Annotated in this window: 9 protein-coding genes; 4 read left to right on the top strand and 5 right to left on the bottom strand. The window is 67.8% G+C overall.

Translation table 11 applies throughout. The features are described 5' to 3' along the window. Nucleotides 1-112: 112 nt before the first annotated feature. The gene (locus ACNJ7E_RS09380) at nucleotides 113-1,120 is read right to left on the bottom strand and encodes an NAD(P)H-dependent glycerol-3-phosphate dehydrogenase (RefSeq protein WP_105415523.1); all 1,008 of its coding nucleotides are present in this window, start codon (nucleotides 1,118-1,120) and stop codon (nucleotides 113-115) included. A gap of 106 nt (nucleotides 1,121-1,226) precedes the next feature. On the opposite strand from ACNJ7E_RS09380, the gene ACNJ7E_RS09375 reads away from it, so the two are divergent. Next, nucleotides 1,227-1,895: an Rv1157c family protein gene (locus ACNJ7E_RS09375; RefSeq protein ID WP_418339679.1), complete on the top strand. Its 669-nt coding sequence runs from the start codon at nucleotides 1,227-1,229 to the stop codon at nucleotides 1,893-1,895. A gap of 8 nt (nucleotides 1,896-1,903) precedes the next feature. Here ACNJ7E_RS09375 and ACNJ7E_RS09370 read toward each other — a convergent pair whose 3' ends face one another. Then, nucleotides 1,904-3,220, bottom strand: a complete 1,317-nt coding sequence (locus ACNJ7E_RS09370) for an HNH endonuclease (protein ID WP_418339678.1) — start codon at nucleotides 3,218-3,220, stop codon at nucleotides 1,904-1,906. 121 nt (nucleotides 3,221-3,341) lie between these two features. On the opposite strand from ACNJ7E_RS09370, the gene ACNJ7E_RS09365 reads away from it, so the two are divergent. Continuing rightward, on the top strand, nucleotides 3,342-4,619 hold the full coding sequence (locus tag ACNJ7E_RS09365; RefSeq protein ID WP_418339677.1) for a hypothetical protein: 1,278 nt from the start codon (nucleotides 3,342-3,344) through the stop codon (nucleotides 4,617-4,619). A gap of 96 nt (nucleotides 4,620-4,715) precedes the next feature. On the opposite strand, the gene ACNJ7E_RS09360 is transcribed toward ACNJ7E_RS09365, so the two are convergent. Further along, on the bottom strand, nucleotides 4,716-5,552 hold the full coding sequence (locus ACNJ7E_RS09360; protein ID WP_280780454.1) for a class I SAM-dependent methyltransferase: 837 nt from the start codon (nucleotides 5,550-5,552) through the stop codon (nucleotides 4,716-4,718). A gap of 103 nt (nucleotides 5,553-5,655) precedes the next feature. Beyond that, complete coding sequence (locus tag ACNJ7E_RS09355; RefSeq protein WP_280780453.1) at nucleotides 5,656-8,358, bottom strand: helix-turn-helix transcriptional regulator; 2,703 nt, start codon at nucleotides 8,356-8,358, stop codon at nucleotides 5,656-5,658. A gap of 122 nt (nucleotides 8,359-8,480) precedes the next feature. Here ACNJ7E_RS09355 and ACNJ7E_RS09350 point away from each other — a divergent pair, with 122 nt between their 5' ends. Continuing rightward, nucleotides 8,481-10,415, top strand: coding sequence for a 2-oxoacid:acceptor oxidoreductase subunit alpha (locus ACNJ7E_RS09350; RefSeq protein WP_280780452.1), 1,935 nt, complete (start codon nucleotides 8,481-8,483; stop codon nucleotides 10,413-10,415). A gap of 5 nt (nucleotides 10,416-10,420) precedes the next feature. Continuing rightward, complete coding sequence (locus ACNJ7E_RS09345) at nucleotides 10,421-11,488, top strand: 2-oxoacid:ferredoxin oxidoreductase subunit beta (protein ID WP_280780616.1); 1,068 nt, start codon at nucleotides 10,421-10,423, stop codon at nucleotides 11,486-11,488. Here ACNJ7E_RS09345 and ACNJ7E_RS09340 read toward each other — a convergent pair. Next, nucleotides 11,464-12,816 (bottom strand): MFS transporter, encoded by a 1,353-nt coding sequence (locus tag ACNJ7E_RS09340; protein WP_280780451.1) that lies wholly within the window; start codon nucleotides 12,814-12,816, stop codon nucleotides 11,464-11,466. The genes ACNJ7E_RS09345 and ACNJ7E_RS09340 overlap by 25 nt on opposite strands. Nucleotides 12,817-12,840 lie beyond the last annotated feature (24 nt).

Genomic DNA, 12,840 nt, shown 5'->3' with positions numbered 1-12,840 from the left:
TCCCCGCACGACGCTGCTTGCTGGGGTGCCTCCATTCAGGAGTCTGCCCCAGTTTTCTAGGAGATTGCTTAGAAACGTCTAGATAGTGCTACTGCCGGTTGCAGTCGTGCGGTCATGCCACCTCGTGTTCTCCGCCGGCAGCGACTTTCCGCAGGCCACGATAGGCGCCTTCCGGCGTCTGCCGACCCGCGACCACCGCCTCGACCTCGGCGGCAATGGGCATCTCCACGTTGTAGTCGCGGGCCAGTTCCATCACGGTGGGGGCCGTCTTCACGCCCTCGGCCACCTGCCCCAACTTGGCGACCGCCTCGTCGACCGTCATGCCGCGGGCGATGTACTCGCCCACCCGCCGGTTACGCGAACTCGGGCTCATACAGGTGGCGATCAGGTCTCCGACCCCGGTGAGTCCCGCGAACGTCCGCGGGTTCGCGCCCATCGCCTCACCCAGCCGGGTCATCTCGGCCAACCCTCGCGCCAGGACCATCGCGCGCGTGTTGTCGCCGACATCCAGCCCGTCGGCCATTCCCGAGGCGATCGCCACGATGTTCTTCAGCACGCCACCGAGTTCGCAGCCCAGCACATCGGTGTTCCGGTACACCCGGAACACGGCGGACGCGAACAACGGCTGCAACGCGGTGGCCACCCGAACGTCCTGGGTGGCCACGACCGACGCGGCCGCCAGTCCGTCCACGATCTCCCGCGCAATATTCGGGCCCGCGAGAAGCCCGACCGGATGCCCGGGCAGGCACTCGGCGATCACCTCGGTGGGTCGCAGCCGTGTTCCCGGCTCCAGCCCCTTCGCCAGCGACAGCACCGGCACCCACGCCCGCACCTCGTTGGCGATCTGGGCGAGGGTGCTGCGGACCGCGTGCGACGGCACCCCAACCACGAGAACGTCGGCTTCATGGGCCGCTTCGACGATGTCGGCTGTGGAGCGCATGGAGTCGGGGAGCGGGCGGTCGCCGAGGTAGCGGGAGTTGCGGTGCTCGTTGTTGATCTCGTCGGCCGTATCCGAGTTCCGCGCCCACAGCAGGGTCGGTGTGTTGTGGGCGGCGAGACCTGCCACCGTCGTCCCCCACGAGCCGGCGCCGAGCACGACGACGCGTACCGGGCGGGCCATTACCGGTCACCCATCGAGTTGATGCTGTCCATGACCTCAAGCCTGGCACTTGCCGGGCGTTCACGAAGCTGATTCGGCAAGTCCCTATGGCCGCTAGCATCCATTCATGCGTGGACGAATTGCAGGACTTGCGGCGTGTGTCGGTGTGCTCGTCTCCATGGCGGCCGGTGAAGCGCGCGCCGTGCCCCCGCCGCTCGGCGACGTGGCGGCAGTGCGAGCCGCCCTCCAATCGGCCGCCCTGCCGATCAGCACCCGCACCGCGCAGTCGATCACGACCACCATCGGGCGCATCGCCGCCGGTACACCGCGCTACAACTACTTCCCCCGATCGGTTCATCTCGTCGAGGGCACCGCCCAGCCGTTCCTGTACGACACCACCGCAGCCGACTGCCTCCCTGCCGGCTTCGGTGAGCAGAACGATTCGGTCGGTATCGCTCGCGCGATAGCAGGCCCCGCCGTCGACGAGAACCTTCCTGTCCCAGTCATTCCGCCGGGGAAGGTCAATGTCTTCTTCAGCGGGATGAACACGGCAATGTCGTCGCCACTGCAGGGCGACCTCGTCGAGGTCGCCTGGCTGAACCTCACCACCATGCAGTCGGGGCGAGCGCCGCTGTATCAGGAGCGGCCGGCCGACTACATCGTCACGCTGTCCAATACCCTCGAGACAGGCAGGGGCACAATCGTGTTCGTCGTCTTCGGGAGCATCCTCGACAACACCAGCCGGGCATTGCCGCCATGTGATTACGCCCCGGTGGTCGGCGTCGTCCAGGCGTGATCGCGCTGTCACGACGCACGCAGGCGTGCGATCAGTACCGCCTCGACCTCCGACTGTCGTGCCGCGGACGGGAGCGGCGGGGCCGCCGATCGGTAGTGGTGCCCGGTCGGGGTGCCGAGGTCGAGGAGGTGGGTGCCGCCGGGCCGCTGTATCGGGCGGGCGGTCCAACCCGGTGCTTCCTTCGCGTAGTTGCAGGCCACGCAGAGCCCGGACCCGTTGTGCACGCTGGTTGCCCCGTGCTTTCGGCGTGAGCGGATGTGGTCGTGATGCCGGATCGGCGCATCACACCACGGGGTGCGGCACGTCCGATCCCGCAGGTCGATCAGCTGTCGCAGGCCCTTCGGGAACGTGCGCGACCGGGACTCCATCGCGGTCAACGCCCCCGACTGGGGGCACGAATACACCCGCCGCAGCGACGTCTCGGTGCCACGATCGACGGCCTCGGCCACCAGCTGCCGGGCAATCCCCGCCGGCACCGGCCCGAACCCCTGCAACTGCGCGGCCTCGTGCCCACCGGCGAGGAGTGTCTCGTCCGAGAGCACCAGATTCACCGCCACCGGCACACCCGATGCTACGGATGCTCCGCTGCCGCGCTCGAACAACAGGTCCACCATCAGCTGATTGCGAGTCCGACCGCCGCTGTTCCCGGTGGCAATCAGGCTGTCGGCATCTCGACCCAGCGTGGCCTGGAGGCACACTGCTTGCTCCACCGGCATCAACACACTGAGGTAGGCCATCGAATCCGGCGCAGGCCGTGTCGTGACCCGACGCTCGGACACCGCCTTGCGATGCCGGGCTACAACCGCCGCGGCGTCGAGTTCGACCGCCAACGCTTTCGCCCGCGCGATCAGACCCCGGTCGCCGACCCCGTCGAGAGTGGCCGGGTCCGAACACAACCGACGGTCCACGATGCCCCGATCCGTCGCCGACAGGCACGCCGTCTCCCGCACGAGCAGGGTGGCTCGCCATTCGTTCAGCCGGCCGGTCTGCAACAGGGCTAGGGTGTGCGGCATCTCGTGCACCAACGCCTGCGCGAACCCGAGATGCCGACCGCCGCGGTTCGGGGATTCCCTGCGCGCCAACGCAATCTGCGAGGTAATGCCGCGGTCCCAATCCGCCCGCGGCAACCCGGCAGCCTTGCGGTCCGCGCGGATAGACGTGGCGACGTCGTCGGTGATCACCGCCTGCGCCGCGCACCCGACCGACTTCAACGTCTCGATCGCGTCGAGCAGATCGATGCCCAATCCCGCATCGCCACTCGCCGCCTCGGCACATTGCAACCGCGCCGTGAATGCGCGTAATTCCTCGAGAAGTAATGCCCCCACAGCCAACCTCCCCCAAGGTCATTCGAATGCATGTTCGACTCTAGCAACCCATTCCGGACCGGGCAATACCCAAGTTGCCGAATGGGTAACGTGTGCATGGTCGGGGTGGAGGGGGAGTGCGATGACCCAGCGGGTCGAGTCGAAATGGCGCAAGAGCATCTGGATGGACGTGACGGTGGTCGTGTCGGTGGTGGCGGTGGGGATCGTGGTCGCGGGCATGCTGAACGAGCCTGCCGAAGAATCGTCCGCCGACTCGCGCATCCCGGGCTGCGACGTCGTCGAGCCGCCCATGGAGCCGAGGCGCTTCAGCGTCGCGTATTCCCCGTCACAGGACTACTACAACGCGAAGTACCCATGGTTTTCCGGTCCGAAGGCGACCGCGATGACGAACGCCGTCATCCAATCTCTGCCCGCCGATGTGGACGTGGTGTTCGCCAGTCCCGGCGAGTCGCTCGAGTTTCAGCCGATCGATGACATCGCACAATCGCAGTTGCCCGATGATGTCGACGCGGCACTGTTCAATGGGTCGACCAGTGCTCGGGGCTCGCTGGTCCGGGACGGACAGGTCGGCACGCTGACAGTCGATGTCCGCGCGTGGGATCGGCCGGTGCCGCCTTGCGTAGCCGGCGGATTGGGCCGGCGCGAAATGCTACCGAACGGCACCGTGCTCGACTTGCAGGAAACGTGGGCCGAAAGCAACGGTGTGCGACACCTGAAGCGCGACGTAGTGGCGTACTTACCGGACGGAACCAGGGTCGTCGCCAGAGTCGACGACAGCGACTCGACGGAGCCGAACGCCCGAACCCGGCACGCCGGCCGCACCCCGCTGACCCTCGACGACCTCACTGCCATCGCGACGACGCCGGATTTGGCTGTCGCAGCCGGGGTTCCGCCGGGCACGTTGCCGCCGATGCGTGCGTGCAGTACCGAATCGAACGGGACGGGACCCGTGTTGACCCGGGGAGCCGTTGCCGACATCAATCGGGCACTCGATGAGCGGTGGTCCGGTGTGTCGAGCACCGGCGTCTCCCTGGACCGTCCGATCGGTTCGCTGCGTCCGGGGGATTTCGGCAGAGACAACGTGTGCGAGGTGCTCACGACAACATCCGGGGGCGGCTCCGGTCGGCTCGAGATCGCGCTCCTGAGCGGTAGGGATACTCCGTCGCCTCACGAGCAACTTTTGTCGGAAGTCGACCGGGACAGGAAGTCCGAAACGCTGCAAGACGGTTCCGTCATCGTTCGCGCGGCCTACCCGTCGAACGGCGGTGCCTTCGTGTCGGTCACCCGGCCGTCCGGTGCGCAGGTCGTGGTCAGCGCGTCGGCGCCCGAAGCATCCGCGTCGCCGTTGACACTGGAGGAACTCGAGTTCATTGCCACCACACCGGGCGTCGTGCCGTGATCAGCAGCGACGCACCGGTCGTCGACGGTCAGACGACGAAGATCTGGTACGACGCTGCCGACCCGGGCAACGAGAGGACGATCGTGGTCGACCTCGCTACCACTTCCGTGCGGTGAGGAGGAGGTATTCCCAGTTCATCACGGTGCTGCCGGTGCCGTGGTCGAAACGACGTGCGAGATCGGCGAGTTCGTGATCCAGCGCGGCGACGCGGGCGGGGTCGTCGGCGATGTTCCGGTACACGGCGATGGTCGGGCCGTAGCGGGATTTGAAGTAGTCACGGAAGTCTTCCGGCGACCGGAACTGATCGATGCGCACGGTGTGCCGGGTTGCCACGATGTCGGTGACGCGATGGCCGAACAATGCCCGGACGTGTTCTTCACGACCCCACAGTGGCGGAGGCTGCGCGCCCGGAGGGGGCGGGGGTGCATACGGTTTCATCGTTGCGAACATCTGCCCGATGAAACCTTCGGGGGTCCAGCTGAGTAGGCCGATCGTTCCTCCCGGTCGGCAGACGCGGACGAGTTCGTCGGCGCTCGCCTGATGGTGCGGGGCGAACATGACGCCGACGCACGACAGCACGGTGTCGAACTCGTTGTCGGCGAACGGCATGGCCTCGGCGTCGGCTTCGCGCCACTCCACCTCGGCTCCGAGTTCGGCGGCACGGCGGCGTCCGGCGTCGAACAGTTCGGGGGTGAGGTCACCGGCGACGACGCTCGCGCCGGACAGCGCCGCGGGGATGGCGGCGTTGCCGGAGCCTGCCGCGACGTCGAGAACGCGGTCGCCGGGCCTGACCCGGCTGGCGCGGACCAGGGCGGGCCCGAGGCCGGCGATGATGTCGGTGGCCAGGGCGGGGTAGTCGCCGAGAGCCCACATGGCGCGGTGTTTGTTCTTCAGGTCGCGGTCGGCTTGCACTGCGTCGATCGTGTCATCCATCTCGGTACTCCGGTGGGTCGGCTGCATCGGTCGAGATCCAGCCTGGCCGGACGGCGGTGCCCCGAACAGGCACCCTCGGGGTAGGTTCCCGCCACCCCGAACGTCAGTCCTGGTCGCGGAACTGCGCCGCGAGTTCGCTGCGCGAGCGGATGCCGAGCTTCGCGTAGACCCGGGTCAGGTGGTACTGCACGGTCTTGACGGACAGGAACAGTTCGCCCGCAGCCTCCTTGTTGCTGGCTCCGCCGGCGACGAGTTCGGTCACGGCCCGTTCCTGCGGAGTGAGTTCCTCGAGTGTGAACCTGCTGCGTTTGAGGTTGAGGCCGCCGGCCTTGAGTTCGCGGTCGCACCGCTGCACGTAGGAGGTGGCTCCGAGCGCGAAATATCCCTCCCGGGCGGCCTGCATGACGGCGTCCGCTTCGCGCCGCTTGCCTGCCCGGCGCAAAGTCTGGCCGTACGCGAAGTTCACGCGCGCCCGATCGTAGGGGAGAGGAAGTGTGTCGAGGTGCGTCAACGCCGTCTCGAACACGTCCCGGGCGGCATCGATGTCGCCACGCGCGCCGGCGACGCGACCGCGGGCGTAACCGAGGCGAGCCATCGCCGACCGGTGCCCGCGCTCCACGGCGCGTTCCTCGTGCGGGATGAGGAACGCGTCCGCGTCGTCGACGCGACCGGCCATCACGAGAGCGTTCGCGTAGACGTCGGGCCACTGCCAGAAGCCGGGCTCGTCGATGCCCTCCCGCGGTTGCAGGCGGGTGAGAGGCTCGAGCGCCCTGATCACGGCGGCGTAGTCGGCCTGCACTTCGGCGCACTGGGCGCGGGCCAGGGAGGACGGAATGAACATCATCGGGTAGTCGTGCGAACTCGCCGCCGCGAGGCGGAGGTGCTCCTGCGCAGCGGGCCAGTTTCCGCGCAGCGCGTGTGTCTGCGCGCCGGTCCAGTGCACGAGGGGCCGGACGAGGTCGAGCGCGGCGTCCTCGAGTTGGTGTGCGGCACGGTCGACCGTGGCGATCGCGCCGCTCCAGTCACCGAGGGCGAATTGCGTTCGCGCCAGCCAGGCCTGCGCCCACAGCGAGATGCGGGTCGAGCCCATCCGGAAGGCCGTGGGGACGGCGCTCTCGAGTTCCTGACGCGCCGATTCGGGATCGTCCAGCGCCAGGTCGAGCCAGCCCCTGGCCATGTCGAAGCGCTGGGACTGGGCACCGAGAGCGATCTTCGCGGACAGCGTGTCGTAGGCGGCCCGTGCCTCCACGATCTGACCCGTGGCGGCGAGTCCGAGTCCCATGATCGCCGCGGATTCGACGGCCGACGGATCGCCCGGATCGACGAGAGCCACGGCCCGGCTGGCCCATTCGACGAGGTCCGGTCCGTGCCAGCGGACGAGTGAGTCCAGGACGCGGCGCTGGCAGATCAGCGCGGCGGTGGCCGGATCGGTATCCGGGTCGCATGCGGTCCACGACTGGGTGAGCAGCAGATCGGCTTCCGCGGGTCGTCCCCGGAGGATGGCGAGGTAGCCGAGTACGGCGTCGCGTAACGGACTTTCGGGGAAGCTCTCGATCTCCGGCGCGAAAGCCAGTGCCTGGGGAAGGTTGCTGGCACCGACGAGAGCGTCGACGGCCCGAATGAGGCGTTGTTCGCGTTCGCCGCGGTCCGCGGTGAGGCGGCTCGACTTGATCAATGCGTCCGCGACAGCCGACCACGCCCCGACGGTCGCCCGCTGCGCAGAGTAGATGTCCAGTTCGTCCGCGAGCGCCGGATCGGCGAACGGGGCGGCCGCGGCGCGATGGTCCAGTCGCCTGCCCTCGTCCTCGACGATCCGTGCGGCATGATCGTGCAGGTCACGCAGCCGGATGGGCCCGAGGCTGCGGTAGACGGCGGCCCGGGTCAGCGGCGACGGGAAGGTCAGCACGGTCACGCCGCGATGCTCGCCGACGGTGAGGAGGCCGGCCCGATGGATTTCGTCGAGCGCTTCCACCGGGTTCTCGATGGCGGCGAGCGCGGCAGCGTCGGCGAATCGGGGATCTCCGGCGAGTACCGCCGCCGATTCGACGAGCGCCCGGGCAGGCGCCGAGCACGCGGACAGTTGTGACTGCACTTTCGCGGCGAACGTGCGGGGCACCGGGAGCACTGGCTGCCACTGGCTCCACGCGCTCGGGTCGACTTCCTGCAGAAGTTGCGTGAGGTGCCGTGGATTCCCCGCCGTGTGCTGAACGAGCTGGTGCGCCACCGGGGCCGGAAGGTCGAGATGCGCAAGGGTATTCGCAAGTCTTCGGGTGTCGGACGCATCGAGCGGACGGACCTGGATCCGATGCCGGCGATGCCGGTCGAGGAGGTCGAGGACGTCCGCGGGAACACCCTCAGGAGGTTCCGAGTTCGTGACGAGGACGATCATTGCCGGTCGGTCGAGCAGGTGCACGGCGGAGGTCAGCGCCTGCAGTGAGGTGAGGTCTGCCCAGTGCGCATCGTCGAGCACGAAGACGAACGGAACGTCACCGGCAGGCGGATCCACTGCAGCGACGAGTTCGCGGGCGACGTCGACGGGGTCCTCCGACGTCACGGCCGCCCCGAGGAGCTGTTCGGCGACGCCGAAGGGATGGCCGGACGCCCACGGGGCGCAGACCGCGGAGAACGCCGGCAGGTCGGGATGTGCCGCGAGGAAGTGTTCCATCAGAGTGGTCTTGCCGACGCCCGGCACGCCTTCGACGACCACGACGGCGGGCGCGTTCTCGCGCGCCTCACGCAGGATCGACTCTAGTTCGGCGAGTTCGCGGGAACGCCCGACGAGCTCGATGTTCCCTGGGTCACTCACACCACTCACCGTATCGCGACGCCTGATTTCGGCGTGTTCCTGGCGAAAACTGGGAACGCTTGTACCGTGAGGTTAGAAGCTGCTGGTCAGAACGACTACGAGTCGAAGGATTCGGTGCACTCATGACGACGGAGGTTAACTCCACGAAGCTGGAACGGGTGGCGATCCGCTTTGCCGGAGACTCCGGCGACGGCATGCAGTTGACCGGCGACCGGTTCACGTCGGAGGCGGCGGCGTTCGGCAACGACCTCGCCACCCAGCCCAACTTCCCCGCCGAGATCCGGGCGCCTCAGGGCACGCTCCCCGGTGTGTCGTCGTTCCAGATCCAGATCGCGGACTACGACATCCTCACCGCCGGCGACCGCCCGGACGTTCTGGTCGCCATGAACCCGGCGGCGTTGAAGGCGAACCTGGACGATCTGCCGCGGGGCGGCATGATCATCGTGAACACGGACGAATTCACCAAACGGAATCTCGCGAAGGTCGGATACGCCACGAGCCCCCTCGACGACGACTCCCTCGAGGACTACGTGGTGCATCCGGTGGCGATGTCGACGTTGACGGTCGGCGCGGTCGAACCCGCCGGACTGAGCAGGAAGGACGGCGAGCGGGCGAAGAACATGTTCGCGCTCGGACTGCTGTCGTGGATGTACAACCGCCCCACCCACAGCATCGAGCGGTTCCTGGAGACCAAGTTCGCAGCGAAGCCGCAGATCGCGGAGGGCAATCTGCTCGCGTTCAAGGCCGGGTGGAACTACGGGGAGACGACGGAGAGTTTCGCGACCACCTACGAGGTGTCCGCGGCGACGCTCCCACCGGCCACGTACCGCCAGGTCACCGGGAACACGGCCCTGGCCTACGGGGTGGTGACCGCGGGACGGCTGGCGTCGCGGGACGTCTTCCTCGGCACCTATCCGATCACGCCGGCGTCGGACATCCTGCACGAGCTGAGCAAGCACCGGAATCTCGGCGTCACCACGTTCCAGGCGGAGGACGAGATCGCCGGAATAGGCGCGGCGCTGGGCGCGTCGATCGGGGGTGCGCTCGGCGTGACCAGCACGTCCGGACCCGGACTGGCGTTGAAGAGCGAAGCCATCGGGCTGGCGGTGATGACGGAGGTCCCGCTGCTCGTCATCGACGTCCAGCGCGGTGGCCCGTCCACCGGTCTGCCGACGAAGACCGAACAGTCGGACCTGTTGCAGGCGATGTACGGACGCAACGGCGAGTCTCCGGTCGCCGTGATCGCGCCACGCTCACCCGCGGATTGTTTCGATGCCGCGGTCGAGGCCGCCCGGATCGCGTTCACGTACCGCACACCGGTGCTGTTGCTGTCGGACGGCGCCATCGCGAACGGCAGCGAACCGTGGGCCATCCCGGACGTGTCCGAACTGGACCGGATCGACCCCGGCTGCGACACGGCACCACCGGTGGACGGCGAGTTTGCACCGTACGCCCGCGACCGGGAGACGCTCGCCCGTGCCATGGCGATACCGGGAACGCCCGGGCTCGAACACCGCATCGGCGGACTCGAGAAGGCGGACGGCAGCGGCGACATCTCCTATGATCCCGCCAACCACGACCTCATGGTGCGGTTGCGCCAGGCCAAGATCGACGGAATCGCCGTTCCCGACGCGGTCGTCGACGACCCGTCGGGTGAGGCCGACCTGCTGCTCGTCGGGTGGGGCAGCTCGTACGGACCCATCGGCGAGGCCTGCCGCCGTGCTCGCCGCGAGGGCAAGAAGGTGGCCCACGTGCACGTGCGCAACCTCAATCCGCTGCCCGCCAATCTCGGTGCGGTGCTGCGCAGCTACGGGACCGTCGTCGCGCCGGAGATGAATCTGGGCCAGCTCGCGATGATCCTCCGTTCGAGATTCCTCGTCGACGTGCTCTCGGTGACCAAGGTGCAGGGGCTCGCCTTCCTCGGTGACGAACTGCACGAGGTGATCGACTCTGCGCTGGCCGGAACGTTGCGTGAGCACGAGCTCGCGAAGACCGCCGACGCGCTCGCGTCGGCTACCTACCGATCGACCGGACCCCGGCAGGAGGAATCGGTGTGACACGGATGATCAGTCGTGTCGGTGCGGATCTGGGCCTGAGCGCCACCGCGCACGTGCCCAGGACCGACGAACCGCAGAAGGCCAAGGACTTCACGTCGGACCAGGAGGTCCGTTGGTGTCCGGGGTGCGGCGATTACGTCATCCTCGCCACGATCCGAAGTTTCCTGCCGGAGTTGGGACTCCGACGCGAGAATCTGATGTTCGTCTCCGGTATCGGATGCTCGAGCCGGTTCCCGTACTACCTGGACACGTACGGCCTGCACTCGATCCACGGTCGTGCGCCCGCCATCGCGACGGGTCTCGCGGTGACGCGCCCCGACCTGTCGGTGTGGGTGGTGACCGGCGACGGCGACGCCCTGTCGATCGGGGGCAACCATCTCATCCACGCCCTGCGGAGAAACGTCAACATGACGATCCTGTTGTTCAACAACAGGATCTACGGGTTGACCAAGGGGCAGTACTCGCCGACGTCGGAGGTCGGCAAGGTCACCAAGTCGACTCCGATGGGATCGGTGGACCACCCGTTCAACACCCTGTCCCTCGCGCTGGGAGCCGAGGCCACCTTCGCGGCCCGCGCCATGGACTCGGACCGCAAGGGGCTGACGGAGGTGCTGCGGCAGGCGGCGGCGCACCGCGGCACGTCGTTCGTGGAGATCTACCAGGACTGCCCAATCTTCAACGACGGCTCGTTCGACGTCCTACGCAAGGACGGTTCGGAGCAGCGCCTCATCCCGCTCACCCACGGCGAGCCGGTCGTCTTCGGCGGAGCGGGCGAATACTGCGTCGTCCGATCGGGTTTCGGTCTGAAGGTGGTTGCGACCGCCGACGTCGACCGGGACGACATCGTCGTGCACGACGCCCACACCGACGACCCCGACTACGCGTACGCACTGTCGAGGCTCTCCGACCAGGACCTCACCCACACCGTGACCGGTGTGTTCCGCAGCGTCACACGGGACACGTACGACGACATGGTGCGCCTGCAGAACGAGATCGCGCGGGAGAAGGACCCCGTCGACGACGGCTCGCTGCAGCGACTGCTTACCGGTCACGACACCTGGACGGTGGAGTAGGCGGCTGCAGGCGCGGCGCGGGTGACCCGTGCGCGCGGAACGAAGAACGTCACGATCCCGCCCAGGACGGCGATGCCCGCGAAGACGTAGAACGCAACCTGGCTGCTGATGCCGGCGCTGATCAGTGCTCCGCCGATCAGGGGGCCGAAGATGCCGCCCAGCCGGCCGAATCCGGCGCACCAGGCCACCCCGGCGCCGCGCGCGGACGTCGAGTAGTAGTTGGAGACGAAGCCGTAGATCAGGACCTGCGTGCCGATGGTGCCGACTCCGGCGACGGCGACGGACGCGAGGAGCACGGGCAGCGGGAAGCCGAGCGTCAGGAGTATCAGTGCCAGCGCGGCGAGACCGAACGTCGTGGCGACGACGCGTTGTGGTCCGATGCCGTCGGCGACCTTGGATGCGATCAGACCGCCGAGGATCGCGCCGCCGTTGAGGACGAGTAGGAACGACAGCGAACCCTTCGCGTTGAAACCGGCGTCTTCCATGATCTTCGGAAGCCATGTGTTGAGGCCGTAGGTGAGCAGGAGGCCGGAGAAGCTCATCATTCCGAGAAGCGCAGTGCCCCAGGCGTAACGGTGGGTCGCGAGTGCGGCGAAGCCGACCTTCTCGACGGAGGCCCGTTCCGCGGCGATCTCGTCGGCGTCGGGCATCGGGATGCCGGTGCGTTCGGAGATGCGGCGTGCCTTGTCCTCGTGGCCGCGGGCGACGAGCCACTTCGGCGACTCGGGCAGTTTCACGAGAGCCAGCGGAAGCAGGATCACGATGGGCAGTGCGCCGATCCAGAAGAGGCCGCGCCAGCCGATCGTGTCGCGCAGGACGATCGCGAGGAGGGAGGCGAGAACTCCGCCGGCGGGGACGCCGCTGTAGACGATGGCGTTGTACAGGTTCCGCTTTCCGGGCGGTGCGAACTCCGCCACCATCGCACCGGCGGTGGCGACGAGGCCACCGACCCCGATGCCGGTGAAGAATCGCAGCAGGCCGAACATGGTGACGTTGGTGGCCAACGCGGCGAGTCCCATTCCGATGGAGAACCACGCGATGTTGACGAGCATCATCCGCCGCCGGCCCAGGTAGTCGCCCACGGCGCCGGCGGTGAGTGCGCCCACCATGACACCAATGAGCGCGTACGAGCCCAGTGCACCGGCCTGCTGCGCGGAGATCTCGCCGAGCTGGCCGGGATCGTTCATCAACGTCGGGAGGATGGTGCCGTACACGACCAGGTCGTAGCCGTCGAAGATGATCGCGATCGTGGCGATCGCGACGACCCACGTGACGGCACTACGGTGTCTCGGACTCGCCCAGGTATCGGGGGTGGTGGATGGGTTCATGGTGATCTCCGCTCGGTGGGTGTG

Origin of the sequence: Rhodococcus mengyinensis, from assembly GCF_048381435.1 — a bacterium.
GTDB classification, from domain to species: Bacteria; Actinomycetota; Actinomycetes; order Mycobacteriales; family Mycobacteriaceae; genus Rhodococcus_F; species Rhodococcus_F opacus_D.
Note: the sequence above shows the minus strand (reverse complement) of the source record. Positions and strands in the feature narration are given on the sequence as shown.